Below are 26,972 nucleotides of genomic sequence, written 5' to 3'. Positions count from 1 at the left end.
CGAACGTGAGATCGAGTGTTGGACGGCCGGTTACCACGATTCGATCAGCGGGACATCGTGTTCCTGCCGCTGCCATTGTTCGGTGAGGCGACCGAGTCGGTGCGGGGCGGCGATGCCGCGCACGCCTGCGATCTTGTCGTCACGGATCTCCAGAATCGCGACGCCCACGACCCGGTCGTCGAGCGTGGCGAGCATGGCCGGGCAACCGTTGACCACGGCGGCATGGAACGAGGGCGAGCCACCGGCGAGTCTGCGCTTGACCGGAGACGGTTTGAAGCCGGCCCGCACCGCGCTGGCGATCCGCTCCGGAGTCGAGTACCAGATCAGCTTCTCGGCCAGCCCCAGCCCGGCGCCGTCGGAGATGCCGGTCGCGTCGTCGGTCAGCAGCGCCACCAGCCGTTCGGTCCGGCCCGAGGCGGCGGCAGCGACGAATGCCTCGACAATTCGACGCGCGGAGGCATGGTCGATGTCAGTGCCGTTGCCAGCGGCGGCGATTCGACGCCGGGCACGGTGGGCGTGTTGCTGACTCCCGGACGCGGTGATGCCGAGAATCTCGGCTATTTCGGCGTGGCTGTACGCAAAGGCCTCGCGCAGCACGTAAACGGCCCGTTCGACCGGAGACAGACGCTCCATGAGCGTCAGCACCGCCAGGGTCACCGATTCGCGCTGCTCGACGGTGTCGGCCGGGCCCAGCATCGGGTCGCCGTCGAGGAGTGGTTCGGGCATCCAGGTGCCGACCGCGCGCTCGCGCCGCACCTTCGCCGAACGGAGCCGGTCGAGCGCCAGGTTGGTGACGATCTTGGTCAGCCACGCCTCGGGCACCTCGATGTACTCCTGGTCTGCGGCCTGCCACCGCAGGAACGCGTCCTGCACCGTGTCCTCGGCGTCGGCGGCCGAGCCGAGCAGACGGTAGGCGAGCGAGGCCAGCCGATTCCGGCTGGCCTCGAAACACGCCACGGTGGCAGTGTCCATGAGCACCACTCTATGCGGCGACCACGCCGCGCGAGTGCTCGCGAGTGGTGGCCAAGCGGTACTGGTGACTGGGCTTTCCGAGGTTCGGGTGGTACAAGGCCCAGGCGGCACCGTCGAGGATCGACGACTTGATGCGCGCGGCCGTCCGACCACGCAGGGGCCGCGGCTTCGTTTGCGAGGCTTTGTCGACCAACTGGTAGATCGCGTCCTTGCGGCCGAGGCTGATGTGGTTGCCGGCATACGACATCGTGATCGCCGGGATCTTGCGCCCGGTCAGGTCCCCGATGATTGCGGCCGTCGCCTGCTTGGCGGTCGGTGCCGTGGACGCGCAGGACATCGGCAACGGAAGACCGCTCTCGGCGATGACGAAGGCGCTGTCACCGGCAGAGTAGACATCCGGGTGCGAGACCGACCGCATCTGACGATCGACCGTGATCTGGCCATTGGTTTCCACCGCGAGGCCGCTGGCGGCGGCGATCGGGTGGACGGCGAAGCCAGCGGTCCACACGGTCGCGTCCGAGGCGAAAGCGGTGCCGTCTGCGGCGACCGCCGCCGCCTGCTCGACGCGCTCGATGGCGGTGTGCTCGCGGACCGGGATACCGAACCGGTCGAAGGCACGCAGCAGGTGACGGCGCGCCTTCGGGCTCAGCCAGCCGCCCAGTTCGCCCCTGGTGACAAGGCTGACCTGAAGTCCTGGACGGGATTCGGCGATCTCTGTGGCAGCCTCGATCGCGGTCAGGTTGCCGCCGACCACCACCACCTTCCCGTCCTCGCCCAACTCGTCCAGGCGTGTGCGCAGGCGCAGCGCGGCCGGCCGAGCGGCCACATGGAAGGCGTGCTCGTCGACGCCGGGAACACCGTGGTCAGCGGCGGTGCTGCCGAGTGTGTAGAGGAGGGTGTCGTATGCGAGCCGGTCGATGCGCGCGCCGTCGGCGACTGTGACAGTCCGGTGCTCGACGTCGACGTTGGTTACCCGCGCCACTCGTAGCCGGATGCCGGTGCCCGCGAACACCTCCGCCAGCGGCCGGTGGCGCAGATCCTGCCCGGCGGCGAGTTGGTGCAGGCGCAGCCGCTCGACGAAATCGGGTTCGGCGTTGACGACGGTGATCTCGAAGTCGTCGGAGTGGAGTTGGCGGGCCAAGTATCCGGCGGAGAAGGTTCCGGCATATCCGGCCCCGAGGACGACGATGCGGTGCTTCATGGTTCGCTCCTGTCTGGTTCGCGTGCTCCCTGAACGAGACAGCCCCCGAATTCCTGACAGCATCGACCGGTGATGTGGATCACCCCAAGGATCGCGCAGCGGACGAACTCCACGCCGAACCACGCTAGCCCGAGCAGGTTGTCGACTTCGTCGACGAGTTGGGGTGCCGGTAAGAACTGTGTCACCCGGTACATGAAGCTATGCAACGTCCGGCGCCGACCACCGTCACGCGGCCGTGGCGGGCGCGGCGTCGATGACTTGCCGCATTCGCTGCGCCTCCTCCAGAGTGGCGAGCGGATAGGCGAATTCGGCCGCACACGCGCATCGGCGCTGCCACTGCCCACCGCGTAGACCAGGTAGTCGTAGCCGACCGTGTCGCCGCCCGCCGACACCATGCTGCGGTTGTCAGCGTCGATCCGGGTCACGGTGTCGACCACCAGCCGGACACGCGCGCCCAGCATTCTCGGTAGTCGATAACCGTCCTGCGTTCCGGCCCCCAAAGGGCAGTGCGTGCGGTGGCGCACGTCACGCCGTCGGGGTGTCACAGGCTCAAGGCCGGCGGTGTCTGATGCCCGACCAGTTACACGATCGGGAAGCCAACAGAGATGCCCGCGAACGGCATCGTCCGGCAGCCGGTCGGCGACGAACGGCTCGGCCAGATCGAGGACGAGCCCGAGTCGCCCGCACCTGAAGGAGAAGCTCATGAACCTCGCCCTCTGGACCGTTGCGGGGCTGCTTGCCGCCCTCGCCCTTTCCGGTGGAGCCACCAAAGCGTTCATGCCCAAGGCCAAGCTGGACGAATTGAGCGCGAAAACCGGTGGGGGATGGACCATGCACGCCAGCGCCGGTTTCGTCAGAACCCTCGGGGTCCTCGAGATCCTCGCCGCGGTCGGCCTGATCCTGCCCGCCGCGCTCGACATCGCACCGGTGATGTGCCGGTGACAGCCGTCTGCTGGATCCTGTTGATGATCGGCGCGATGATCACCCACGCCCGCTACGGCCAGTACAAATACGTCGTGCTGAATCTCGGCTACCTCGCTCTGGCGGCCTTCGTGGCCTGGGGCCGCTTCGGCCCCGAGTCCTTCACCGGCTGATTCAGGTAAGCCTGCCAGCAGGTCGCGTCATAGAACCGCAGCATCAGCGGCAGGGTTCGGAGTCCTGGCTACGGTCAGGCCGTGCCGGTGGAGTTTCTGGAGGGGCGGGTGACGGCCCAGGCGGCCTCGATCATCGGGAAGATCTCGTCGATCGCGGTCTGCGGATCGGCCGCCTCACGGGCCAGCGAATAGGCGTCGATCACGAACCTCGCAATCGTCCGGGACGCTGTTGTGGTCTGTGCCAAGTCGGGATCGGCAGCGATGGCCGTTGCCAGCGACTCTGCATGGCGCAGCCTCATCGACTCCTCGTACTCCCGCAGGGCAGGTGATTCGTCGATCATGCGCCAGAGCGGGGTGGCGCTGCCCGCCGTGCAATGTCGCACCTGGGCCTGGATCTCGCGGCGCAGCGCGGGGATGAGCGGCTCATGCGGTGCCCGGCTGGTGACCGCCCGCGTGAGGCGTTGCTCGAAGTCTTGATCCTGCTCGAACACCAGGGCCTCTTTCGAGGCGAAGTGGGAGAAGACCGTGGTAACGGCGACGTCGGCCTCGGCGGCCACGTCGCGGATGCCCACCGCGTCGTACCCCCGTTCCAGGAAGAGCCGCAGGGCTGTTTCGGCGATCTTCTGGCGGGTCGCGGCCTTCTTGCGCTCGCGTCGCCCGGTCGGCATGGTCACGCCCAAACGCTATCAGGTACGAAGCCGAATTTGTTCCAAAACACTAACTGTTAGTGCTATGGTCCACCGCATGAAGAAGGTGAGCTTCGCCGAGTTCGGCGGTCCGGACGTCCTGCAACTCGTCGACGCCGAGGAGCCTCACGCGGGCCCCGGTCAGGTACGCATCGCGGTGCGGGCGGCGGGCGTGAACCCCGTCGACTGGAGGATCCGTGAAGGCCAGATCCTCGGGGCCCATCCGATCGAGTTACCCTCCGGAGTCGGGCTGGACGCCTCCGGGGTGGTAGACGAGGTCGGTGAGGGCGTCGAAGGCGTCGAGGTCGGCGACCACGTGTTCGGCGAAGGCTCGAGCACCTATGCCGAGTTCGCCGTGTTGTCGGCCTGGGCCCGTGTGCCCGAGGGACTGGCCTTCGAAGAGGCGGCCGGTTACCCCTCCGTGGTGGAGACCGCGCTGCGCATCATCGGCGAGGTCGGCGTGCAGGCCGGGCAGACACTGCTGGTCAGCGGTGCGTCCGGGGGAGTCGGATCGGCGGTGCTGCAGATCGCCCGCGACCGCGGCATCACGGTGATAGGCACGGCCGGTGCCGCGAACCAGGACTATCTGCGCAGCCTGGGTGCCCTCACCACGACGTACAGCGAAGGCTGGGTCGAGCGGGTGCGGCGGCTCGGCCATGTCGACGCAGCTCTCGATCTGGCCGGCTCGGGCGTGATCCCCGAGCTCGTCGAACTGACCGGGGATCCGCAGAAGGTGATCTCCATCGCCGATCTCACTGCGCCGGAGTTCGGTGTCCGATTCTCCGGCGTGGCCGGGAGCGTGCCGGAAGCGCTCGCCGAGGCCGTCGGCCTCATCTCGCGGGGAAAGCTCCACATCCCGGTCGAGAAGTCGTACACGCTCGCCGAGGCCGCGGCGGCGCACATCGACAGCCAGGCCGGTCACGCGCGCGGGCGCAGAGTCCTGGTCGTCTGAAAACCTTGGTGCTTGCTAGACCGAGCGATGCCCCCATGAGGGGGCTTTGCGGTTGCGTGGTCAGGCGGGTCGCTCGGCGGCGAGAAAGGGCATCATGAGGTTGAGCAGTTCGTGCGGCCGGTCCAGCGGGATGATGTGACCGCAATCCGGAATGACGTGTCCTACGAGGTTCTCGGTGATGGGGCGTAGCTGCCGCTCCAGCGCGTCGCCGACCGGGTGGGCGCCGATCGCCAGGGTGGGTGTGGTGAGCCGGTCGGCCGCCACGGCGTTATCGATCTGGTGGGCGCTGGTCGGCAGTGCGCGGTAATAGGAGAAGGCGCAGCGTAGGGCGTCATCTCCGGTGTAGGCATCGACGAACGCGTCGTGGATATCTGCCCGCACGCCCCGGCCACGGGTGCCAGTGGTGAGAAACCATTCGATATACCGCGCCTCGTGGCCGAGCAGGACCGTTTCGGCGAGACCGGGGACGGCGTGGAATCCGAACCACCACGGCGGACCCGCGACGAGGAAGTCCTCGGCGCCGGGGAGCGTGCCCAGCAGTGCTTCCATGACCACCAGCCGTCGTACCCGGTCGGGGTGCCGCAGGGCGAGCAGGACCGCGACCGGGGTGCCGGCATCGATCGCGACCACGGCCGCGGTGGGTTCGCGGAGGGCATCGAGGATCCCGGCTATATCGGCGACCAGCGTCTCGGCGTCGTAGCCGTCCGACGCACGGCTGGTGGCGCCGAACCCGCGTAGGTCCGGGGCGACCACCCGGTAATGCGCGGACAACGGGCCGATGATCTCGCTCCACAGTCGCCAGGTGTGCGGAAAGCCGTGCAGCAGAACGACCGCGGGGCCGGAGCCGGCAATGGCGACATTGGCGCGGATGCCGTTGGTCTCGATCTGGCGCAGCTCGATAGACGCGGCACGGAGCGGCGTGCGGGACATGGCACCTCCAGGTAGTTACCATTCGTTACCAGAAAACGATAGGTAACCTCAATTGCGTTGCCAAGACGGCACGTTGACTACAGGTGGTGAGGTCCAGGTGAGTACTCGATCAGCGCAGGCGAAGGCATCGGATCGCGGTGATCTGTTCGATTGCCAATGCCCGACACGTCAGTTGCTGGACCGCATCGGCACAAAATGGACGTCGATGGCGATCAAAGTCCTCGCGCAGGCCGCGCCGGGTGAGGTGCGGTTCGCCGAGCTGCGGCGGCGAATGCCCGGTGTATCCCAGAAGATGCTGTCGGTGACCCTGCACAACCTGGTCCGGGACGGTCTGGTCACCCGTCGAGTGGAGCCGACAGTGCCACCGCGCGTGCACTACCGGCTCACCGAACTGGGCTTGTCCCTGGAGGTCCCATTGGCGGCACTGCGCACCTGGGCCGAGGATCATATGGCCGAGATCGACCGCGCCAACGCCGTCAACGACGCACAAGCCGACCCAACCGCCAGCGAATAGCTTCCCAACAAACGCTCGAGCCGCATACCGAGCTGACCGACCGGCCAGCGCGGGGCATCGGAAGATCAACTGGCCGTGCCGATCCGAGGCCGGCGGAACATCCGCAGCCGAGAACCGCGCGACCTGGGCGCTACTGCAGTTGGTCGCGGCGGCGGGTCAAGTAGGCGGTCTCTGCGGTGTTGCCTGCCAGTTCGATGGCCTTGTCGTAGGCCGCGCGTGACTGCTGGCTTTGGCCCAGCCTGCGCAGCAGGTCGGCGCGGGTGGCGTGGTAGGCGTGATAGCCGGCCAGCTTGTCCTGGAGACAGTCGACTGCTGCCAGCGCCACCTGCGGGCCGTCGAGTTCGGCGACCGCGATGGCCCGGTTGAGGGCGATGATCGGTGAAGGGTCGAGGCGGACGAGCTGGTCGTAGAGGGCGAGGACCTGTGACCAGTCGGTGTCGCGCATGTCGCGGGCGGAGGTGTGCACGGCGTTGATCGCGGCGAGGATCTGGTAGCGGCCCGGAGCCACCCCGGCGGTGGCAGCGGCGAGGCGCTCGCGCACCAGCCGGTGGCCTTCGGCGATCAGCGCCGCGTCCCAGGCCCCACGGTCCTGCTCGACGAGCGTGACCAGTTCGCCGCCGGCCGAGATACGGGCGCTGCGGCGCGCCTCGGTGAGCAGCATCAGCGCCAGCAGCCCGGCCACCTCACCGTCGTCCGGCAGGAGGGCACGGATCAGGCGAGTGAGCCGGATCGCCTCGGTGGTCAGGTCGTGCCGTAGGGGATCGGTGTCGGGGCCGGTCGCCAGGTAGCCCTCGTTGAACACCAGGTACAGGACGGCGAGCACGCCGGAGACTCGCGTCGGCAGATCCTCGGCGGACGGCACGCGGTAGGGGATGCGAGCCGCCTTGATCTTGGCCTTCGCGCGGGTGATCCGCCGCTCCAAGGCGGTCTCGCGCACCAGGAAGGCGCGGGCGATCTCGGGTACGGTCAGACCGCCGACCATGCGCAGCGTCAGCGCCACGCGGGTCTCCATCGCCAGCGCCGGGTGACAGCAGGTGAAGATCAGCCGGAGCCGGTCGTCGTCGATAGCGCCGACAGGCTCGGGCGGGTCGTCGTACACCATCTGAGCCTCCTTGTACTTGTCGTCGCGCTTGTTCTCACGCCGGATCCGGTCGATGGCCTTGCGGTTGGCGGTGGTGGTCAGCCAAGCGCCAGGGTTGGGGGGCACGCCGTCGGCCCGCCACCGCTCGACGGCGGTCGCGAACGCCTCGGCCGCTGCCTCCTCGGCGATGTCGAGGTCACCGAAGCGCCTGGTCAGGGCGGCAACCACCCGAGCCCACTCCTCGTGGTGGGCCCGGGTGACCGCCTCGCGGACGTCGACCATGCTCACTCCGCCAGGAACGGCCGCACCTCGATCTTCCGATCGCAGACCTTCGACGCCTCGGTGGCGAGCCTGAGCGCCACATCCAGATCGGGGGCCTCCCACACCCAGACGCCGGCGAGGTACTCCTTCGACTCCACGAAAGGCCCGTCGCTGAACACCGCCTGCTCGCCCCGGTTGTCGATGACCGTGGCCGCGTCGGTATCTGCGAGTCCGCCCGCGAAAACCCAGTAGCCCTCGGCGATAAGTCGTTCGTTGAACGCGCTGATGGCAGGCCGCCCATCCGCGCTGCCGGGATTGCTCTTGTCATCGATCACGGAAACCAGGTACTGCATCTGAAGATCCTCTCCTCTGGTGTCAAGACAGCGTGGTTCGGTGGTCAGGGACTTCAAGCCGTTGGCACATACTGCGGGCGCCCGGCCGGCCGGTATACCTGGATCGTCACGCCCTTCGAGTCGACGCGTGACTCGACCAGGTCGAGCGCAAGATCCGGGCCGGTCTCCGGGAACAGTCTCGCGCCCTGGCCGAGGATCACCGGGATCACGATCAGAGTCATCTCGTCGACCAGATCGTTCTCCAGCAGCCACCGGGTCAGGACGCCACTGCCGTGCACCTGCAGCTCGCCCTCGGGCTTGGCCTTCAGCTCAATAATGGCTGCCGCGAGGTCACCGCGGAGAACGGTCGTGTCTTCCCAACGCGGCGCGGTGAGCGTGGTCGAGGCAACGTACTTGGGGGCCTCGTTCAAGGCCACGCCGATGGGATGTGCGCGCATCTGGTCGATTGATCCCCAGGAGCCGGCGAACAGCTCGTAGGTGCACCGGCCGAACAGGAACGCCTCTGCGCGCTGGTAGGTCTGCGTGATGAACGTCCTGGTCTCGTCGTCGCCCTTCCCCCGGGCCCATCCACCGCGCTCGAATCCGTTCCTGCGGTCATCCGGCGCGGCGCCGTTTCCCTGCATCACTCCATCGATGGTGACCTGAGTCATGGTCGTCAGCTTCATGATCGCGGTTCCTTTGCCTTGGCGCCGCCCCGTGTCGGCGGCCTCACCCCTGCTACGAACACCACCGCCCCGATCCGACACCGCCTCCCGGATTTCTTTGAAGAATTTTCCGGGACGCTGGTCGTCAGCAATCCGACAGCACGACAGTGTCGCGGCAACCGCGCTCCACTTCCTCGAGCGCGCCCAGTGCGGACCAGATCGATCGCGAAGATTCTGACCAGTGGTGGCAGGCGTAGAACGGCTCGGGCGCGAGGGCAACCCCGTCGGTGGCGTGGGCGTGGCGGAATTGGCGGATGTCGATCTCGACACCGGCCTGCGCGCGTAGCCGATCCAGTGGTGGTCGCCGGCATCGTCGGAAAGGTGCCCGCACCGGTGGTACTTCCATTGATGCTGGGACGGAACAGCACGCCGGAGGTGTAGCTGGTACGGGGCACGTCGACCTCGGGGAGACCCCTACCGCCAGCGCGGTCCGGGAGATCGCCGAGGAACTGGCGTCCGGCTCGACCCGGCCGCGCTGGAGCCGGGCGGGACGATGTTCCGTCCGTCGCCGGAGCCGCGGGTGGACCTCTGCTTCCTCGCCCGCACTCCGTAGATTCGCGAACCGCGCAAGGTTCCCACTCCTGCTTTCACGGCCGCGGACGGTAGCACGTCCCTACTTGACCCCTGGCCGTAGCTTCGGGAGTCCTGGGCCTCGACGGGAGCTTGTGATCCTTTCAGATGAGAGACAACACCGACCTGCGGCCGGGGTACCTAGTTTTTCATAAGTTCCGTTGGAGATACGTTGCGTTTGCGGACACCAAACGTAAACGAAACCAAGGCATCGAGCTCGCGACGATTCCACGAAGGCTGACCACCGATAATGTTCACTTATCGGGGTCTAGAACGAGATGATCGGCATAGGGAAGTTCTTGAGCCGACACGGATTTCGTTTCGTATGAATACGTTGAAAGTGACGAAACCAACGCTACTATTCTGTGGTGTCCAACGTTTGTAGCTACCCGGGGTGTGCTCGACCGATTACACGCGGGGGAGGGCCCGGGCGACCCTCGGAATACTGTGATCATCCAGACCACACGCGGTGGCGAGCGTGGCGAGAACGTCAACGGCAGCAACAGGAATCGGAAGCACCCCCGAGTTCTGTCACTGTGACGCAGCAGGGGCCCGTGACGGTGGCTCGGTTGCGTGCCGATGAGCTGCTCACCCAATTCCGTGGGCTGGCAGATCAACTCGGCAATACGCTGACCGCGGCGGTGGCCGAGCTGTCCACCCTTGCCGATCCATCGATCGCCGAGGCGCAGGTACAGGCCGTGCAAGCGGATGCGGCGCGGCGGATCGCCGAGGCGGAGGTGGCGACGGTCACGGCCGAGCAGGCGCGTCGGGAGGCGGATGAGGCCAGGGCAGCGGCGGAATCGGCCGCCGACGATGCGGCGAGTGCGGCCGAGCATGCGGAATCCTTGGTCGCCCAGGCGGATACCGCGCGGGCAGATGCGATGCGCGAGGTCGAGCGGGCGACCAAACAGGCCGCCGACGATGTATTCGCGGCGCGCAGCGCGGCCGAATCCGAGATTCGCACCATCCGCCGCGAGGCCGCCGACGATGTGGAACGCGCGCGACAGCAGGCAACCGAGGATGTGGAATTGGCGCGGCGCAAGGCGGCCGCCGAGATCGAGCAGATCCGCCGCGAATCCGCCCAGCAGATCACCGCGGCCGGTGCCGAACGCGACCTGGCGGTACAGCGTGCCGCCGATGCCGAGCGTGCCATCGAACGCGCCGAACAGGCTGCCGCCGAGCGCAATCAGGCCGTTGCGGAGGCGCGCGAGGAGTTGAACCGGGTGCGGGCGGAACTGGATCGAACCCGCGGTGAGCTCGCCGATGTTCGCCGCGCGGCGAGTACGGAGATCGCGGCCGTGCGTACCGAGTCGGCGGTGGCAGTCGAGCAGGCGCGGCGCGAAGCGGCCGAACGGCTGGCCGCACTCGATGACGCCCGGGCGCAGACATTGGCGCGAGCGGAACGGGCGGAACGTCAGCTGGACCATATGGTCGCCGAATCTCGCACGAGCCGAGGGGGATCGGTGTCCGATGCGGCTCCGGAATAGCAGACCGCGATACATCTTTCGAATTCGCCGACGACAGCGTCCTGAAATAGCTGTCGATAAGGGAGATCAGCAGTGGGGACTGGCCAGGACGCATCGAACAACTCAGTTGTGAATTAGTTGGAAGATCGGCCGACGCAAAGTAGCACCGGAACGCAGAAGCCCAGCCTGAGCTGGGCTTCTGGTAGGCCTAACGGACCAGCAGATGAACCGTGCGATGCTGGTCGGCGGTCCCGAAATCGCGATCTGCCCCGTCGGTACCCGAAGGGGCGCAGCGGGTGGTTCCCGGTGAGCGGTGAGATGCGGAATCGGTGCCTACGCACCCTCTGCACTATTCGACCGGCTGAGGTGTCGTCCAGGTCTGGCGTCCGACGTCGTTGAGGTGGCTCAGCGCTTGGACGTAGGACTCGACAAGGCTCGTCTCGCAGTAGGGCACGCCGATGTCGGCGCAGAATTGGGCGACCATCGGCTGGGCTCGCCGCAGGTTGGCGCGGGGCATCGACGGGAACAGGTGGTGCTCGATCTGGTAGTTCAGGCCACCCAGGACGGTATCGACGAGAAAGCCGCCGCGGACATTACGTGAGGTGAGCACCTGTCTGCGCAGGAAGTCGGTGTTGTCGCCTTCGGGCAGAACTTCCATCCCCTTGTGGTTGGGGGCGAACGTGCAGCCCATGTACAACCCGAATAGACCCTGCTGAACAACGATGAACGCCAACGCTTTACCCGGCGACAGGACCAGGAACACCGCGGAGAGGTACCCGACACCGTGCGCGGCGAGCAGTGCACCCTCCCAGACGCGATTCGGGATCGGCCAGCGAAACACCGCCCGGACGCTCGCGTAGTGCAAGCTGCCGCCTTCGAGCAACAACATTGGGAAGAACAGCCAGGCCTGGTACCGGAAGATCAGCCGACGGATACCCGTGCCGGCCCGTGCGCGTTCGCCGGAATGGGCCAGGATTCCCATGACGTCGGGATCCGCACCCTCGGTGTTGGGGTGGGCGTGGTGCCTGTTGTGATTGCTGGTCCACCAGCCGATGCTCAGCCCGATACCGAGATTGCCGACGATCATGCCGTACAGGTAGTTGGCTCGCCGAGAAGCGAAGATCTGCTTGTGCCCGGCGTCATGTCCCAGGAAAGCGATCTGCGCGAACACCGCGGCCAGGAACACCCCAACACCCAGCTGCCACCACGAATCTCCGATGACGACGAACCCCGCCCACCCGGCAACGAACGCCCCTGCAGTAATCGCACTCTTCCACCCGTAGTACCGCAACTGGCGGTCCAATAGATCCGCCTCCCGGATCCGACGCAACAAGACCGAGTACTCACTACCACGCACCGGGACAACATCAGACGCAACTACCACGGGACCAGCCTGCCGCATGGAGACCACGTCCAAGTGAACGGGGTTGCGGATCGGTGATACGCCTACGTGACAACCACGCCGACAGCAGCATTCGCTCTCGGAAACAACCTCGCTGGAGCGGTGTGCCGCGGCCACCGCGATGGTGTTTGTACCTGCCGCACTTCTCGCTGAGCCACGCGGCGCGCATCGGCCGGGGTGCACTGGTGACCATCGGCGCGGGAGATCGCCGCCGAGCTCTGACGGACCGGAGCGCGCACCGAACTCCAGGCCGCGTAGCGCTGCCCTCTGCCGCCGAAGGTTAGTGTGGCCCCATGGCTGTAATCCACCGCACGACAATGTCTCCCACCAAACTCGAGCTGCTCACCGCCTGGCTGCCGACCCGGCCCTGGTATCGAGACAGCGACCGCACACCGGAGCTGACCAAGGCCGGTGGCTTCCGGCTCGACGATCCGACGGGTGCGGTCGGCATCGAATTCATGCTGGTGACCGATGGTGCGGGGCCGGACGCCCGCACCTACCACCTGCCGCTGACATACCGTGGCGCGCCACTCGACGGTGCCGACGAAGCTCTTATCGGGACCTCGATACACGGCATACTCGGACAGCGTTGGATCTATGACGGAACCCGGGATCCGGTGGCGGTCGCCCAGATTGTCGCGCTGCTGACCGGGCGAGCGCGGCCGCAGGCGCAGAGCGAGAGCGACACTCCGGACCCATCGGTCATCGTCACGGTCGGCGAACTCGCCGACACCGCAAGCGAACTCGTCTCGACCACCGATGGGCCCTCATACACCGATATCGCCGTGCAGGGCGGTGCGATCGCGGTGCTTCGCCACGTCCTGAACACCGCTGACGCCCCTGGCGCAGCCGATGCCCGAGTGAGCGTGCCGTGGCAACTCGGCGACGGTTCCACCGCCCGCGCTGTAGTTCTCGCGTTGGGAGCATGAGCCGGGAATCCGGTGGAAAATTATCGGAGTTCAGCGAGTCGAAAGCAAACATTCGGCTATCCGCATTCTCGAGTCATACCATGGTGCTATGCCCGAAAACGAGAGTGCGGGTCCTGGGGGTGAGCTTGTCGGCGGGGCGCGGCAGGCGGTGTTGTTCGCAGGCATCGGCTCGGTGGCCCTCGGGGGGCTCATCGCCGTGTGGCCGCACAAGACCGAAGCTACCGCGCAACTGCTGTTCGGCCTCTATCTGCTGTGGGGCGGCGCGTTACAGCTCATCATCGCCATGGGGTCGCGATTCGCGACCGCGCTACGGATTTTCATATTCTTCAGCGGCGTTGCCTCCGTCGCCCTGGCAGTATTGTCATTGCGCAGCGCGAATTCGGTGGTGCTGCTTGCAGTGTTGGTCGGCCTGGGCTGGGCCATCCGCGGCATCGCGCAGGCCACCGTAGCGGTCTGGTCCGATGGGTTACCAGAAAGTGGCTGGCAAGAGGTGTTCGGGCTGCTGACCATGATGGTCGGGATGGTCGTGATCGTCTTGCCCTTCGATTCACTCGAGGTACTGGCCTTGGCGGTCGGTGGCTGCGCGATCGTGATCGGTGCACTGGAAATCCTCACCGGCGCCCGCCGCCGGGGCGATGTTGTCCCGGTCCCGGACACCGTGCCCATTCCGGTAATCCCGAACTGAGTTGGCACACACTCGAATTGGTGCGGTGGCGCGAAGATCGGGCGGCGGGTTAACTGTCGAGCATGGCACCCACAGCGAGTGGTTCGGAATTGATCGTTGTCACCCGCGGTGCGCGGGCGGGTATCGACCAGAATGCGGTGCGCGAGAGTCTCGCGGCGCAATCCCGGTTGGTCGAGTTACTGCCCGAAGGCGGTGCGCCGGTGCGGATCTTCGGGCCCGCCAATCGGCTGCCGCAGCGGATCGCGGACACCGATCAGGAGCCGATCGGTGCGGAGTATCTGAACTACTTCGCGGTGCGCGGCGTCGCGGCCGAACTCGAGGCAGTCGCGGATCGGCTGCGTGCCGATGACGCGGTCGAGGCGGCCTACATCAAACCGCCCGCCGAGCCGCCGATCGCACCACCGGTGGTGCTGGCCGATATCGCGGCCCGAAGACTCGAGGACGCACCGCCGGTCACGCCGAATTACGAAGTCCGGCAGGGATATCTGGAGGCCGCACCGCAGGGGGTGAACGCCCGCTGGGCTTGGACCCAACCCGGTGGTCGCGGCGCGGGCGTGCGCATCGTGGATGTGGAGGGTGCGTGGCGGTTCACCCACGAGGACCTGCTGGCGAACCAGGGCGGGGTGATCGGCAACGCGCCGTCGGCGGATCTGGGCTGGCGCAATCATGGCACCGCGGTGGCCGGTGAGATCAGCGGTGACGTAAACACTTTCGGCATTACCGGCATTGCCGCCGATGCCGGCATCCGCGCGGTCTCGGTCTTCGACGCGGGTTCCGCGGCCGCCATCCGCACCGCCGCCGACGCGCTCGGCGCGGGCGACATCATCCTGCTCGAACTGCACCGGCCCGGACCGCGCTACAACTACCAGAACCGTTCGGACCAGGCGGGATACATCGCGATCGAATGGTGGCCCGACGACTGGGCCGCGATCCGCTACGCCATCGGACGCGGTGTCATCGTGGTCGGGGCCGCGGGCAACGGCGCCGAAGACCTCGACAGCGCACTCTATGAAACCCGACCCGCCGACTTCCCGTCCTCCTGGCGCAACCCGTTCCGTGGCGGCGCGGCCGATTCCGGTGCGATCCTGGTCGGCGCAGGTTCCCCGCCACCGGGATTGCACGGCCGCGACCACGGACCCGCGCGCTCACGGCTCGCCTTCTCCAACTATGGATCTCGCGTCGACGCCCAGGGCTGGGGCCTGGAGGTGACCACCACCGGATACGGCGATCTGCAGGGCGGCACGGACGAAGACTATTGGTACACAGACACTTTCAGCGGAACCTCGAGCGCGTCCCCGATCGTCGTCGGCTCGGTTGCCAGCTACCAGGGGCTGGCGGCCGCAGGCACCGGTCGCAAGACCCCGGCCGAAGTACGGGCCCGGCTGCGCGCCACCGGCTCACCGCAAGTAGACGCACCGGGACGGCCCGCGACACAGCGGATCGGGAATCTGCCCGATATCCAGGCCCTGATCGCACCGTGAATTCGGGCTGGGTCCTACCGGCTACCGGCCGTTGCGGGTCCCCGGCGCCCTGTTCCGATCCGACCGAGCAGGTCTGGTCAGGCATTGAACGAATGCGATCTGGCAGTGCACAGGTCTTCTCGGCGCCACCGGGCTCGGGCAGGCTGGTCGTGCTATGCAGGGCTGCCGATCAGGTTCGAAAGGGTTGCCGGGGATGTCGCCGGCCCCGGCCATATGACTGTGCTCGCGTGCCAGGCCAACCGGCCTGAGTCGACCCATATTTGAAGGTTTCGGCCCACTGTCCTGCCGATATTGCCGGGAAGTTTCTACCAAAGGCTCAACGATACTGTTCATGCCATGAATGCGGCTGACGAGAATCTGGTAATCGAACTCAGCATGGCCGAATTGCGTGAGGTCACGGCCTATGCTGTGGCCTGCGCTGAGCCTGTTTTGGCGATTTTCGAGCGTGACTGTCCCGATGACTCGCGTCCCCGCGCGGTGCTCGACGAGGCGCGCAGGTTCGCCGCCGGGGGCAAGCGAACGAAAGCCCTCCGCGTGACCGCACTGGACGCGCACAGGGCCGCACGAGCAGCCGGAGAGATGGAACATGCAGCCGCAGCCGACGCGGCTCGCGCCGCCGGTAACGCGGGAGCAGCCGCATACCTGCACCCGCTGGCAAAGGCGACCCAGGGCGGACACATCCTCATGTCGGCCGCCCACGCTGCTCGAGCACTCGAACTCGATGCCGGCGACGACCGCAACGTCGGCGCCGACTACATCGAGAAGGCAACAGGTCTGGCCAGCTCCGTCGTGGTCAGCGTCCTGACGCGTTACCCGAACGCCCCGGGTGGTCGCGGCCGCGTGGGAGAGCTATGGCGGGAACTGGACACATCGTTGCGACGGTTGGCGACCGGTGTCGACCGGTAGTCGCACTGACCAGCGTGAGCGTGGCATCGACGATTCGACATGTCTCATCCGGTGAGGGCAAGCCGCGAGTTCATGTTGAGCTCGACCTCGCCATAAGGCAGCAAGTGCGACCAGAACACTGGGGTCAGGCCGCGTTCGTCCTCGGCGGTGAGCACGCCGTCCCATTCGCGGTCGGCGAGAATGTCCTGAGTCATCTCATGGGGTGGTCCGGCGCTGGTGACCGGTGCGGTAGCGGCCCGGGGTGGTGCCGATGATGTTGGTGAAGGCGGCGATGAAGCTGCTGGGGTTCGCCCATCCGCAGGCATGGGCGGCGCGGGTCGCGTCGTGGCCGTCGGCGAGAAGAACGAGTGCGTGATAGATGCGTAGCTGTGTGCGCCATTCATAGAAGGTCATGCCGAGTTCGTTGTGGAACAGTCGGCTGAGAGTGCGGGCGCTGGCTCCGATCGTCTGCCCGAGTTCGGCCAATGACGTGTTGTCTGCGGGGTTCTGGTATAGCAACTGCGCAATGGCTTGCAACCTGTCATCGCGTGGTTCCGGCAGTTGCAATGGCTGCTCGTGTGCCTCGTGGAGTTCATCGACAAGGACTCGGCGAAGGCGAGCGAGCGCGGCGCGGTCTTGGTCGCGTGTGGCGCGGTCGTAGTTGCGTGGGCCCGTGAGGGTGAGCAGGATTTCGCGGGCGAGGTCGGAGGTCATGAATACAGCAGGATGGTCTGGTACGAGCCGGGCCAGGGATGCCGGTAAGAAGACGATCCGCATATCAGTGTGGCCGTGCGCACGGTGGTAGTGCATGAATCCGGCGGGAGTCCATGCGACCCGATTGGCCGGAACGATCGATGTGCCGCGTTCGGTGTGCACCGACAGGACACCACGGGCCGCGTACACCAGGTGTCCACGTGGATGGGAATGCGCCGAACTCGTTCCCCCCGACGGCCATAGATGAACCCCTCCGGAAGGCCATAGCTGGGATGTCCCACCGGGCTGGGGAAGTTGGCGGCCAATGGGCATAAGTTGGCATTCTATCGGTGGTCGGCCACACCGCCTCCGGGCGACAGTGAATGCATGCGCGAAAACGTGTCTACGACAATGCGAGCGGCGGTCTGTGTCCGGGCGGGTGGCCCGGACGTGCTGGAGATCCGCGAGGTGCCGGTGCCAGCGGTTCGGGAGGGCTGGAGCCTGGTGCAGGTGAAGGCCGCGGGCCTGAACCGGTCGGAGCTGAGGACTCGTCAGGGGCATTCCCCGAACGTGCGGTTCCCGCGTGTGCTCGGGATCGAATGCGTGGGGATCGTGGCAGCATCAACCGATCCCACGATCCCTGATGGGACGACCGTTGCGGCGGTGATGGGTGAGATGGGACGGGAGTTCGACGGCGGTTACGCCGAGTATGCGCTGTTGCCGAACTCGCTGCTGATGCCGGTCAGCACCACGCTGCCCTGGGACGCCTTGGCCGCACTGCCCGAGACGTACTTGACCGCGCGGGGCTCGCTGGACGCGTTGGGGATCGCGCCAAAGGCCGGGGGCCGGTTGCTGATTCGCGGCGGGACCTCGTCTGTGGGGATGGCGGCCGCGTCGATCGCGTCCAGCTACGGTGTCGAGATCGCTGCCACCACTCGGCAGCAGGACAGGTCCGACGCCTTGACCGCGGTCGGCGTCGACCACGTGCTCGTCGATGCCGGTGGACCGCTGACCGCGAGGATGCATTCGGTCTGGCCCGAGGGGCCGGACTACGTGCTGGATCTCGTCGGGGCGCGCACAGCGGTGGACTCGCTGCGCCTGGTCCGTCGTGGCGGAACGGTGTGCGTGGCGGGTTCGCTCAGCGGATGGCTGATTCCGGACTTCGAACCGATAGCGATGATCCCGTCCGGAACCAAGTTCACGGCCTTCCACAGCCACAACCTCGAGGGCAGCGCAGGCACTACCGTGTTGCAGCGAATCGTCCACGAGGTCGAGGCAGGCGTCTATCGACCCAACGTCGACCATGTCTTCGGCCTGAACGACATCGTTGCGGCTCACCGGTACATGGAGAACAACCGAGCCACCGGGAAGCTTGTCGTGGTGCCCTAGCCGCTCATGTACATGCTCTGCCGTCTCATGCACCAGAGAATCGAGCCAGGCATGAACAGCTCCGCTAGCCGTGCACGTCCGTTGTTGCTGCCACGGCAGGGCGGTCCCAGGGTGTGGTGGAAACATGCGGACAACGCTGGGTGGCGAAAGGTGAATAGCCCGTTGAACTTTCGGCGCTAGTTCGGGTCGGAGTTCTGAACGGTTGGGGGTCGGTCCCGCCCTGGCACGAGCGGGCCATCGCCCGGTGATTTCGCGCTGACCTGCGCAGAGGCAGTGGGTAGCGGTCCGTGGCAGATGTCCACTGGCACAGTCGAAATCGGATTCGCTCGCCAGTGATGGGGGTGGCGCTGGTGTCGGGGTGGCGGAGAATTTGGGTAGGGTTCGGCGGCGCGGGCAGGGGTGAGTGCCGTCGTGACCGGAAAACCGAAGGGACGCCGAGGAGACTGTGGTGGGTGTCGTTACTGTCCGCGAAGAGCAGGCCATCCAGCGGTTGACCGATCGCCTGGTCGATGACTATCCGCCCGATCAGGTTGAGACCGTGGTGGGTACGGCGCGGCAGCGCTTCGAGGGGCATCCGGTGCGGGAATTCGTGCCGATTCTCATCGAGCGGATCGCCCGCAGGGAATTGGCGGCGGCCGTGGCGGGTGAAAGCGCATCCGCAGCGGAGCCTGGGACGGAACCTGTTGCTGTTCAGGGAGATTCGGGGACGCAGGCGCAGGGGATCCGCGCGATCGTGGCCTCGGGTGCGGGCAAGCTCGTCGCCGATAAGCGGCTGCTGGCACTCGCCGCCGCCGTGGTGGTCCTGGTCCTCGCACTTGTGGTCGGATTCGCCGTGCGGCAGCCCGACGCACCGGCCGCGGCCGGTGCGGCAGCGCCTGGGGTGACCACAGTGCACGGGGTGGTCGGTTCGGAGAAGATGGCATTCTTCGAGGATCCGCGCGTCGTGGAGGCGCTGGCCCGCAAGGGTGTCAAGGTGGCGGTCGATCCGGCGGGATCGCGGCAGATCGCGACCTCGGTCGACCTCGGGAAGTACGACTTCGCCTTCCCGTCCAGTGCGCCAGCCGCCGATCGGATCCAGCGGGCACGCAATATCAGCACCAAGTACACGCCGTTCTCCTCGCCCATGGCGATCGCGACCTTCCAGCCGATCGCGGACCTGCTGACCGCGGCCGGTGTGCTGCGTCCGGGGCCGGTGCCGACCTTCGATATGGCCCGCTATCTCGAACTCGTGCGCACCGACACGGAGTGGGACAAGCTTCCCGGCAACACCGTGTACCCGGTGCACAAGAACATCCTGGTTTCCACCACCGATCCGCGCACCTCCAACTCCGCGGCCATGTACCTGGCCATTGCCAGCCACGTCGCCAACGACAACACCATCGTGCAGGGTCCGGCCGCCGAGCAGGCCGTGCTGCCCACGGTTTCGCGACTGTTCGTGCGGCAGGGGTACACCGAGAACTCCACCGAGGGCCCGTTCCGCGAATACCTCTCGGCGGGTATGGGTCCGACGCCGATGGTCTGGATCTACGAGGCGCAGTTCGTCGAGGCGACCGTGCGCGGGCAGATCAAGCCGGGCATGGTGCTGACCTACCCGTCCCCGACCGTGCTCTCCCAGCACACCCTGGTGCCGCTGACCGCATCCGGCGACCGCATCGGCCGCCTACTCGCCACCGACCCGGACCTGCAGCGTTTGGCCGCCGAGCACGGCTTCCGCACCAGCGATCCCACTCAGTTCGCCAAGGTCACCGCCGACAACCACGTCGCGGTGGCCGCCGATCTGATCGACATGATCGACACCCCCACCAACGACACCCTCGAGCACCTGCTCGACGGCGTCACCAAGACCTACAACTAGTCCTGGTCCGCAGGCCGTTTGCCAGGGCATTTACCGGCGACCGATATGTCCGGATCATGACCGATTGCCCAGTCGGGGTAATCGGGGGATCGTGGAGAACGAAGGGGACATATCGGATCCGGGAGGTCGAGTAGCGGGGGCGGGGGATTCGAGTAGCCGGACACTCGTGGCAGTGGGGTGCGCTCGAGCCAGGCTGGGGTCGGGGATGGAGGAAAGGAGCCTCCTCATGAGTGGGATGTTCACCAAGACGGCCGTGCATGCGGGTCCATGCCGGTCGGCGCCCACGGTGGGTACGCACGGGATGGTGGTGTTCGGGACCGGCACCGACTGTTATCTCTCGCATCGGCCGATGTTTTTCGCGCCGTATGACTTTCAGGTGCTGCTCGACGTCGAACTGGATGAACGCGGCCGCGGGGCGCTCGGCGCCGATCGACGCGCCGGATTTGTCGGCTGCCACGCCTTCGCTCCGGCGGGGCTGTCGCTGGCCGACCTCGGTCCGGACGCGCAACATCCGCGAACTGAGTTCCGGGGCAACCTGATTCGCGGACATCTGGATCGCCGCGGCACGGTGATCGCGCGCGATGTCGAGGTGACGGTGCGCAACGTCGTATCCTTCGCCCAGCTCGATCCGCATCGATTGCGCACTGCCGAGCTGCTGACGCATCTGTGCTTCGGGCGGGCGGGCAAGATGTATCTGGCGCACCGGATCGTGCGGCGTCCGAGTTTCGATCAGATCGTCGCGGTCCGGCTCATCCCTGGCACCGTCACCGACCTGCTCGGACTCCCGCTGCCCGATGATGTCAGCGAATTGGAGTTCGAGCGGGCACAGCCGATCATTCTGGGGCAGCGCGATTTCACCGGCCAGCGGTTGCGGGTCGGGGAGGTAGCGGTGGCGGCATTCCACAGGACGGCCTCGGTGGGTGGGGAGCGTGGCTTCCTGGTCGAGATCGCCGTCGAGCGGCAGATCCATCTGGAGGTCGCCGACCTGGCGTGATGTCAATACGCCGGAGGTAGCGGTTCGGGGTGGATCGGATCAGGGTGGGAATCGGCCGATGGGAGGACGACCGGTTCGGTGTGGTCGCTTACCTTCGGATCATGTCCGAATCGGTGCTGTCCGCTGCGGCATCCGGTCGACGGATCGCCGAGGTCGACATTCTGCGGGGATGCGCGCTGTTCGGGATCCTGATCGTGAATGTCAATTTCGCCACGCTGATCTGGTCGTTCGCCGGGACCGACGACGATCCGCGACTCGGCTTCGACGGCACGGCCGACCATATGGTGAACGCGGTGGTGGAGGCGCTGTTCGAGGGCCGGTTCTATCTATTGTTCGCGTTTCTGTTCGGGTATTCGTTCACCCTGCAGATCGCCTCGGCGCAGCGGGCCGGGGTCTCGGCGAATCCGAGGTTGCTGCGTCGATGTGCCGCGCTGATGGTGATCGGGCTGGCGCATGTATTTCTGCTGTGGATCGGCGACATTCTGACGCTGTACGCGTTCCTGTGCCTGATTTTGATTCTGCTGCGGTGGGTGGGGCCGCGGCGCGCGATGATCGGCGGGGCAGTGCTGTACGGCGTGTGGTCGGTATGGTCGTTTCTGCCGAATTCCGGCGATGTCATTGCGCTTGCTGATCTGTTCGACGTGGTGGCGTTGCGCGAGGGATATACCGGCAGCGTCGGTGACACCTTCGCGATGCAGCTGTCCCAGGCGCCGGAGTGGATGGTCCTCATTTGGTTCACCCAGGGTGTTCCGGCGCTCGGATTGTTTCTGATCGGGATGGCGGCAGGTAAACGCCAATTGTTCACCGATCGGGAGACACTGCGCCGCTGGGCACCTCGGGTGTTGGTGGGCGGACTTGCGGTTGGGCTGCCGGTCTCGGCGGTGACCTTCGCGAATGTGATGGATTGGCTCGAGCCGCCGTCGTACTGGGCCGGGATCCAGGAATTGGTGAACCCTTTGATGACTTTCGCGTATATCGCCGGGATCATCATGCTGACCGAATCGGCGCGCACCGCACGGTATCTCGCGCTGCTCGCCCCGGCCGGACGGATGGCGGCATCGAACTACATTCTGCAGTCGGTGGTGTTGATGGTGGTCTACACCGGCTACGGGTTCGCGCTGGCCGATGATGTGCCACCGGCAGGCGTTATCGGGATTGCGCTGGTGACCTATGCGGTGCAGATCGTGCTCAGCGACCGGTGGTTGCGTCGACATGCGTATGGGCCGGTGGAGTGGGTTTTGCGGGCCGCGACGTATATGTCGGTTCCGGCCTGGCGTCGGCCGGAATATGCTCCGGCGCAGCGGGATTGAGTATCGCTGAACGACGGTGGATCGGACATCTGCACTTGTCCTCGGACACGGTCGACACCGGCCGGGATAATGCGGTGGACGGATGTTTATGGTGGTGCGCGCGCCGATCGAGGGAGAAGTGCTGTGTCTGCTGTTCGGCCACGTGTTCGTGTCGTGCACCTGAACGGTCCGGCATTCCGGGCGCTCGCGGCAGGGGATCTCGCAACGGCGAACAAGGTGAGTCCGGTATCGCTGACAACGTATTTCGTGGATCCGGTTTCGCGGCGGACATGGCAGCGGCGCAGCGAGCAGGCGTTGCGTGATCCGGCCAGTGCGGGTTGGGTCACCGGTGTGATCTGGGATGTGCCCAAGCAACTGGCTGTTGGTATGGCCGGGTTCCACGCGGCGCCCGACTCATCGGGAAGGGTAGAGATCGGATATGCCGTCGATCCGGCTCTGCGCCGGCGTGGTTATGCCCGTGCGGCCTTGGATTGTTTGCTGCAGCGTGCCGCGTGGGAGCCGGGGGTCCGAATGGTTCGCGTCAGCATCAGCCCCGACAACCTTGCGTCTTCCCGGCTGGCATCGCAATACGGCTTCGTTCAGATCGGGGAGCAATGGGACGACGAAGATGGCCTCGAAATCATCTATGAGGTCGCCGCATAAAGGCTTTCGAGTCGCTTTGGCTCACCGACACGCCGCCGACACCTTGCGTCCTATCGGTTGAGGGACGTCGTACAGCGGCGCCCCTCAACTCGAACCAACATCAACCCGGACTAGCTCGAATGGTGTTGCTGCCCAACCGATCACGGCCGACCGGAAGCGACGGCACAGCAGGGCTGGGTTCAGCGTTCGGCGGCGCTGGCCGTCAGCGTTTCGAGCAGGGTGCGGGCGAATTCGGTTGGGGTTTCGCGGACTCCGCTGTGGCCGCCCGGAAATTCGACCAGCGGGTGCTGCAATTCGCTCGCGATGGTTTCGGCGGTGCGGTACGGGAGTTGGCCACGGGTTTCGCGGCCCGCGGCCAGTACGAGGCGATCCCGGACGGTGGCGAGTGCGGCCATATCGGGGCGGTAGGCGGTGACCTGGCGCAGTTCGTGGGCGAACATCACCGCAGTGTTGGCCATGAGACGGCCGAGCATTTCGGCGGTGCGGGCCGGGACCTCCGCCGGGTCGGGCAGCGGCTTGGACCTGACACCCACGGCCTGTATGAAGCGCGCGCCAGCGGCGGCGGGGCCCTGCTCGTTGCAGAGTTCGATCACCTCCTCGACCATCGCCCGGTGCGCGTCCGCATCGGGGAGGATCGCGAAGCACGGCGGCTCATGAGCGACCACCAACCGCAGTCGGTCGGGATGGCGGGCGAGTAGGTCCAGTGCCACGACCGCGCCACCGCTGATACCGGTGACATAGGCGTATTCGCCTGCGGGCGTGAGGTGTTCGAGCAGGCGATGGGCATCGTCGCTGAATACCTCCATCCGCTGGTCCACGGGTTCGGGATCGTCCAGGACGCTGCGGGAGTAACCGCGCGGATCGGCGGCGACCACGGTGAAGTGCTCGGCGAGGGTATCGGCGACCGGATCGAAGATTCCGGCATCGCCGCCGCTGCCGGGCAGCAGGAGCAGCACCGGGCCGCTGCCCCGCACCTCGTAATACAGCGTGGCGCCCGGCACGGCCAATGTTTCTGTTCTCACTGGGTTTTCGCTTTCTCGTCGGTCGACGGCCAATGGGTGAGAGTGATGTGCAAAGCGTCGACAATCCGGTCCCAGGAGGCGGTGGTCGGCCGGGAGTGGCCGAACCCGCCACTCGCCTCCAGGGTAGTGAATCCGTGAAATGTGCTGCGCAACAGGCGAACCGCATCGGTGATATCGGGTTCGCCGAGACCGTAGGCGCGCAGCATCCCATAGGTCAGATCGATCGCGCGCCGCCCACCGGCCCATCCGGCGGCCACGCTCGGATCCATCGGCATCTGCGTGGCGGCATAACGGCCCGGATGTGCCAATGCGTAGCGCCGCCACTCGTCGGCGAATGCGGCGAGGGCATCGCGTCCGGCGCGTCCGGCCACCGCCGCGGCGATACGGCCGGTCTTCTCGTCGGCGGCCAGCATGGCCACCCGATTGCGTAAATCTTCGAGATTCCTGATGTGGGAGTAGAGGCTCGCATCCTTCACGCCGAACTTCCGGGCCAGCGCCGCCACGGTGATGTTGTCGAACCCGACCTCGTCGGCCAGTTCGGCCGCTGCCTGCGTGATCCGCTCGGCGGTGAGTCCGGCACGTGGCGACATAGCCCCTCTCTCTCAAACTAGGATACTTAGGTTATAACCTAAGGTGCCTAGCTTTGGCAATCGCCATGCCGCGCCCGGCTCAACTCGAGCTGGGGCGGAGCGGCCGCTGGAGTTCGGATGCAGTGTTGCGTCGCAGGGGGAGTGTGGCGTCTCGCCGGAGTTGCTGTACAGCGCAGGGGGAGTGCACACGGTGGATGACACGAGGGTTGCGCAAGAAAGTTGGTGGGCGACCGATTAGTTCGGTGCGGCGGGGCGGTCCACATTCACGAACAACCGTCACTACTGCTCGAGGAGACCTTGATGACCCCGACTTCGACCGCCGCCGCACGTACCCTTGACGTGCCCGGTGCGCAGCTGCATTACGACGTACGCGGTAACGGACCGCTGGTCGTGCTGGTCGGCGCACCGATGGACGCGGCGGCCTTCGCTCCGCTGGCCGAGTTGCTCGCTGCCGACCACACCGTCCTCACCACCGACCCGCGCGGGCACCAGGACAGTGTGCTCGACGATCCGGAGCAGGACTCGACTCCGCAGCTGCGCGCCGACGACCTCGCCCGGCTCATCGCCCACCTCGGTATCGGTCCCGCGGTGGTCTTCGGATCCAGCGGCGGCGCCGCGAGTGTGCTGGCACTGGCCGAATCCCGGCCCGACCTGGTCACCACCGTGATCGCCCACGAGCCCCCGCTCGGCGAACTGCTCGACGACCGCGACCGAGTGCGCGCCAACACCGAGGACATGATCGCCACCTACCGCACCGGCGATGTGGTCGGCGCCTGGCGCAAGTTCATGGCCAACGCCAACATCCAGATGCCGGAACCGGTGCTGCAGCAGATGTTCGGCGGCGAGCGCGAACCACGCCAACTTGCCAGCGAGCGCTACTGGTTCGGTCACGAACTCCACGGCACCGTTACCTGGGCGCCGAACAGCGCTGTGCTGCAATCGACTCCGGCTCGCATCATCATCGGTATCGGCGCCGATTCGACCGATCAGCTCTGCGACCGCACGTCCCGCGCCCTCGGCACGGCGATCGGCGTCACGCCGACCATATTCCCGGGCGGACACACCGGATTCGTCGAGGATCCAGCCGCATTCGCCGGTCGGCTCCGTGAGGTGCTCGCGGCAACTTCGTAAGCCAGCTCCGCATCGGGTGCACTCACCGTCGGGGCATCTCTTCCCAGCAGCGGTGGGTTGCGCCGTCGATGCCGGATATCGGCGAACTATGGTGAGGCCGTGGTACTCGAGCCGAATGACCAGTTTGCTGGATTTGTTGTGCAGGCCCGGCTCGGCCATGGCGGTAGCAGCGATGTGTATCTGGCCGAGGATCTGGAACGGTCGCGACCGGTATCTCTGAAGGTGCTGGGGCCGGAGGACAGCCGGTCGCCCGAGGCGCGTGCGCGATTCGTGCACGAGTTCGACATTCTGTCGGTACTGCGACATCCCAATATCGTGCGGATGTACACACACGGCGAAACCGACGGCAGGCTGTGGTCGGCGCACGAATACGTCGCGGGCTCGACCGGGTCGACACTGGTGCGGATGCCACATCGACGTCCGGACCTGCCGCGGGTGCTGCGCATGCTGACCGATGTCGCGGCGGGACTGGATTTTGTGCACGCCAACGATGTGGTCCATCTCGACGTCAAACCGGCGAATGTGCTGGTCGGTGCGGATGATGCCGCGACGGTGAAACTTTCGGATTTCGATCAGGCCCGCTGGCTGCACCGGCCCGAACCGCCGCTGGCCACCAATGGCTTCGTCGTCGTCTCGGTGCCGTTCGCCGCGCCGGAACTGCTGCGGGCGGGTGCGGTGTGCCCAGCGACGGACCAGTACGCACTGGTCAGCTCGGCCATCGAACTGCTCACCGGCCGCCCGCCGTTCCCCCGCGGGAATCTCATGGCCACCGCGGAGGCCCAACTGCACGACCCGCCCCCCGAAATTTCCGCGCGCCAACACTGGATCCCGCCCGAGGTCGACGCGATCCTGCACCGGTCGCTCGAAAAGGACCCCGGTGCCCGCTACACCTCGTGCACAGAACCGATCCGGTTGCTCACCGAGGCGCTACAGGGCGTCGATCCGCCCACCCCTCTACTCGACCGCCTCAATACGGCATTCACCCGATCGCACCTGAGCGCCAGACTCAGGCGAAAGGAACCTGCGAAATCCGGTCCGCGATAGGCGAATGTCCTGCGCCCCGACCTGTTCGAAGGTCGTGAGCCCGAAAAGATCTCGCGCGCGGCCGACAACGCTTGTTACAGTCGCCGCAGCAGCATTGATCCGGCCATCACCGGGGAGCTTCCGGAAGAACAGGGTC

29 protein-coding genes are annotated in these 26,972 nt (G+C 66.4%); 16 read left to right on the top strand and 13 right to left on the bottom strand.

Annotated elements, in window-relative coordinates; all coding sequences use genetic code 11:
* Positions 1-30 precede the first annotated feature (30 nt).
* The 3 genes from ACWEO2_RS03940 to ACWEO2_RS03930 are packed head-to-tail and all read right to left on the bottom strand — an operon-like array spanning position 31 to position 2,877.
* Positions 31-972 (bottom strand): sigma-70 family RNA polymerase sigma factor, encoded by a 942-nt coding sequence (locus ACWEO2_RS03940; RefSeq protein WP_452403961.1) that lies wholly within the window; start codon positions 970-972, stop codon positions 31-33.
* A 10-nt stretch (positions 973-982) separates the two neighbouring features.
* A complete protein-coding gene (locus ACWEO2_RS03935; RefSeq protein ID WP_452403960.1) occupies positions 983-2,173 on the bottom strand; it encodes an NAD(P)/FAD-dependent oxidoreductase in 1,191 nt (396 codons plus the stop codon).
* Positions 2,170-2,877, bottom strand: coding sequence for a hypothetical protein (locus ACWEO2_RS03930; RefSeq protein ID WP_452403959.1), 708 nt, complete (start codon positions 2,875-2,877; stop codon positions 2,170-2,172). The genes ACWEO2_RS03935 and ACWEO2_RS03930 overlap by 4 nt, the downstream gene beginning before the upstream one ends.
* Here ACWEO2_RS03930 and ACWEO2_RS03925 point away from each other — a divergent pair.
* Both ACWEO2_RS03925 and ACWEO2_RS03920 read left to right on the top strand, forming a co-directional pair.
* The gene (locus tag ACWEO2_RS03925; RefSeq protein WP_452403958.1) at positions 2,876-3,115 is read left to right on the top strand and encodes a DoxX family protein; all 240 of its coding nucleotides are present in this window, start codon (positions 2,876-2,878) and stop codon (positions 3,113-3,115) included. The genes ACWEO2_RS03930 and ACWEO2_RS03925 overlap by 2 nt on opposite strands.
* A complete protein-coding gene (locus tag ACWEO2_RS03920; protein WP_452403957.1) occupies positions 3,112-3,267 on the top strand; it encodes a DoxX family protein in 156 nt (51 codons plus the stop codon). The genes ACWEO2_RS03925 and ACWEO2_RS03920 overlap by 4 nt, the downstream gene beginning before the upstream one ends.
* 74 nt (positions 3,268-3,341) lie before the next feature.
* On the opposite strand, the gene ACWEO2_RS03915 is transcribed toward ACWEO2_RS03920, so the two are convergent.
* Complete coding sequence (locus ACWEO2_RS03915; protein ID WP_452404153.1) at positions 3,342-3,935, bottom strand: TetR/AcrR family transcriptional regulator; 594 nt, start codon at positions 3,933-3,935, stop codon at positions 3,342-3,344.
* Positions 3,936-4,011: 76 nt separating this feature from the next.
* Here ACWEO2_RS03915 and ACWEO2_RS03910 point away from each other — a divergent pair, with 76 nt between their 5' ends.
* Positions 4,012-4,905, top strand: coding sequence for an NADP-dependent oxidoreductase (locus tag ACWEO2_RS03910; protein ID WP_452404152.1), 894 nt, complete (start codon positions 4,012-4,014; stop codon positions 4,903-4,905).
* A 60-nt stretch (positions 4,906-4,965) separates the two neighbouring features.
* Here the strand turns inward: ACWEO2_RS03910 and ACWEO2_RS03905 are convergent, their stop codons facing one another.
* Positions 4,966-5,835, bottom strand: coding sequence for an alpha/beta fold hydrolase (locus tag ACWEO2_RS03905; RefSeq protein WP_452403956.1), 870 nt, complete (start codon positions 5,833-5,835; stop codon positions 4,966-4,968).
* A 97-nt stretch (positions 5,836-5,932) separates the two neighbouring features.
* Here ACWEO2_RS03905 and ACWEO2_RS03900 point away from each other — a divergent pair, with 97 nt between their 5' ends.
* On the top strand, positions 5,933-6,349 hold the full coding sequence (locus tag ACWEO2_RS03900) for a winged helix-turn-helix transcriptional regulator (RefSeq protein WP_452403955.1): 417 nt from the start codon (positions 5,933-5,935) through the stop codon (positions 6,347-6,349).
* Between the two features lie 130 nt (positions 6,350-6,479).
* On the opposite strand, the gene ACWEO2_RS03895 is transcribed toward ACWEO2_RS03900, so the two are convergent.
* From ACWEO2_RS03895 to ACWEO2_RS03885, 3 genes are read right to left on the bottom strand one after another with little or no spacing between them, the layout of a single operon-like run.
* Complete coding sequence (locus tag ACWEO2_RS03895; protein ID WP_452403954.1) at positions 6,480-7,712, bottom strand: RNA polymerase sigma factor; 1,233 nt, start codon at positions 7,710-7,712, stop codon at positions 6,480-6,482.
* A 2-nt stretch (positions 7,713-7,714) separates the two neighbouring features.
* Entirely contained in the window at positions 7,715-8,044 is a 330-nt protein-coding gene (locus ACWEO2_RS03890) for a YciI family protein (protein WP_452403953.1), read from the bottom strand.
* Between the two features lie 53 nt (positions 8,045-8,097).
* A complete protein-coding gene (locus ACWEO2_RS03885; RefSeq protein WP_452403952.1) occupies positions 8,098-8,709 on the bottom strand; it encodes a dihydrofolate reductase family protein in 612 nt (203 codons plus the stop codon).
* A gap of 1,163 nt (positions 8,710-9,872) precedes the next feature.
* Between ACWEO2_RS03885 and ACWEO2_RS03880 the strand changes: the two genes are divergently transcribed.
* The gene (locus tag ACWEO2_RS03880; RefSeq protein ID WP_452403951.1) at positions 9,873-10,805 is read left to right on the top strand and encodes a hypothetical protein; all 933 of its coding nucleotides are present in this window, start codon (positions 9,873-9,875) and stop codon (positions 10,803-10,805) included.
* Between the two features lie 328 nt (positions 10,806-11,133).
* Here ACWEO2_RS03880 and ACWEO2_RS03875 read toward each other — a convergent pair whose 3' ends face one another.
* Complete coding sequence (locus tag ACWEO2_RS03875; protein ID WP_452403950.1) at positions 11,134-12,141, bottom strand: fatty acid desaturase family protein; 1,008 nt, start codon at positions 12,139-12,141, stop codon at positions 11,134-11,136.
* A 338-nt stretch (positions 12,142-12,479) separates the two neighbouring features.
* On the opposite strand from ACWEO2_RS03875, the gene ACWEO2_RS03870 reads away from it, so the two are divergent.
* The 4 genes from ACWEO2_RS03870 to ACWEO2_RS03855 all read left to right on the top strand — a co-directional run bounded on the left by ACWEO2_RS03870 (position 12,480) and on the right by ACWEO2_RS03855 (position 16,187).
* Positions 12,480-13,115, top strand: coding sequence for a maltokinase N-terminal cap-like domain-containing protein (locus ACWEO2_RS03870; RefSeq protein ID WP_452403949.1), 636 nt, complete (start codon positions 12,480-12,482; stop codon positions 13,113-13,115).
* A gap of 88 nt (positions 13,116-13,203) precedes the next feature.
* Positions 13,204-13,800: a DUF308 domain-containing protein gene (locus ACWEO2_RS03865; RefSeq protein ID WP_452403948.1), complete on the top strand. Its 597-nt coding sequence runs from the start codon at positions 13,204-13,206 to the stop codon at positions 13,798-13,800.
* A 62-nt stretch (positions 13,801-13,862) separates the two neighbouring features.
* A complete protein-coding gene (locus ACWEO2_RS03860; protein WP_452403947.1) occupies positions 13,863-15,281 on the top strand; it encodes a S8 family serine peptidase in 1,419 nt (472 codons plus the stop codon).
* Between the two features lie 336 nt (positions 15,282-15,617).
* Positions 15,618-16,187: a putative immunity protein gene (locus ACWEO2_RS03855; RefSeq protein WP_452403946.1), complete on the top strand. Its 570-nt coding sequence runs from the start codon at positions 15,618-15,620 to the stop codon at positions 16,185-16,187.
* 44 nt (positions 16,188-16,231) lie between these two features.
* Here ACWEO2_RS03855 and ACWEO2_RS03850 read toward each other — a convergent pair whose 3' ends face one another.
* Together ACWEO2_RS03850 and ACWEO2_RS03845 are read right to left on the bottom strand one after the other, a co-directional pair.
* Positions 16,232-16,381: a hypothetical protein gene (locus ACWEO2_RS03850; RefSeq protein ID WP_452403945.1), complete on the bottom strand. Its 150-nt coding sequence runs from the start codon at positions 16,379-16,381 to the stop codon at positions 16,232-16,234.
* A 1-nt stretch (position 16,382) separates the two neighbouring features.
* On the bottom strand, positions 16,383-17,069 hold the full coding sequence (locus ACWEO2_RS03845; RefSeq protein WP_452403944.1) for an AraC family transcriptional regulator: 687 nt from the start codon (positions 17,067-17,069) through the stop codon (positions 16,383-16,385).
* Positions 17,070-17,246: 177 nt separating this feature from the next.
* Between ACWEO2_RS03845 and ACWEO2_RS03840 the strand changes: the two genes are divergently transcribed.
* The 5 genes from ACWEO2_RS03840 (at position 17,247) to ACWEO2_RS03820 (ending at position 23,049) form a co-directional block, all read left to right on the top strand.
* Entirely contained in the window at positions 17,247-18,248 is a 1,002-nt protein-coding gene (locus ACWEO2_RS03840) for a zinc-binding dehydrogenase (RefSeq protein WP_452403943.1), read from the top strand.
* A gap of 448 nt (positions 18,249-18,696) precedes the next feature.
* The gene (locus ACWEO2_RS03835) at positions 18,697-20,103 is read left to right on the top strand and encodes a three-helix bundle dimerization domain-containing protein (protein WP_452403942.1); all 1,407 of its coding nucleotides are present in this window, start codon (positions 18,697-18,699) and stop codon (positions 20,101-20,103) included.
* 226 nt (positions 20,104-20,329) lie between these two features.
* Positions 20,330-21,097: a hypothetical protein gene (locus ACWEO2_RS03830; RefSeq protein WP_452403941.1), complete on the top strand. Its 768-nt coding sequence runs from the start codon at positions 20,330-20,332 to the stop codon at positions 21,095-21,097.
* A gap of 101 nt (positions 21,098-21,198) precedes the next feature.
* A complete protein-coding gene (locus ACWEO2_RS03825) occupies positions 21,199-22,407 on the top strand; it encodes a DUF418 domain-containing protein (RefSeq protein ID WP_452403940.1) in 1,209 nt (402 codons plus the stop codon).
* Positions 22,408-22,530: 123 nt separating this feature from the next.
* Positions 22,531-23,049: a GNAT family N-acetyltransferase gene (locus ACWEO2_RS03820; RefSeq protein WP_452403939.1), complete on the top strand. Its 519-nt coding sequence runs from the start codon at positions 22,531-22,533 to the stop codon at positions 23,047-23,049.
* Positions 23,050-23,228: 179 nt separating this feature from the next.
* Here the strand turns inward: ACWEO2_RS03820 and ACWEO2_RS03815 are convergent, their stop codons facing one another.
* Both ACWEO2_RS03815 and ACWEO2_RS03810 read right to left on the bottom strand, forming a co-directional pair.
* Positions 23,229-24,071 carry an alpha/beta fold hydrolase gene (locus ACWEO2_RS03815; RefSeq protein WP_452403938.1) on the bottom strand — a complete coding sequence of 281 codons (843 nt, stop codon included), beginning with the start codon at positions 24,069-24,071 and terminating at the stop codon, positions 23,229-23,231.
* The gene (locus tag ACWEO2_RS03810) at positions 24,068-24,661 is read right to left on the bottom strand and encodes a TetR/AcrR family transcriptional regulator (RefSeq protein WP_452403937.1); all 594 of its coding nucleotides are present in this window, start codon (positions 24,659-24,661) and stop codon (positions 24,068-24,070) included. The genes ACWEO2_RS03815 and ACWEO2_RS03810 overlap by 4 nt, the downstream gene beginning before the upstream one ends.
* A 300-nt stretch (positions 24,662-24,961) precedes the next feature.
* Here ACWEO2_RS03810 and ACWEO2_RS03805 point away from each other — a divergent pair, with 300 nt between their 5' ends.
* A complete protein-coding gene (locus ACWEO2_RS03805; protein ID WP_452403936.1) occupies positions 24,962-25,792 on the top strand; it encodes an alpha/beta fold hydrolase in 831 nt (276 codons plus the stop codon).
* A gap of 99 nt (positions 25,793-25,891) precedes the next feature.
* Complete coding sequence (locus ACWEO2_RS03800) at positions 25,892-26,836, top strand: serine/threonine-protein kinase (protein ID WP_452403935.1); 945 nt, start codon at positions 25,892-25,894, stop codon at positions 26,834-26,836.
* Positions 26,837-26,972 lie beyond the last annotated feature (136 nt).

This window comes from Nocardia sp. NPDC004278 (genome assembly GCF_053602975.1).
This window is presented reverse-complemented; position numbering and strand designations above follow the sequence as displayed.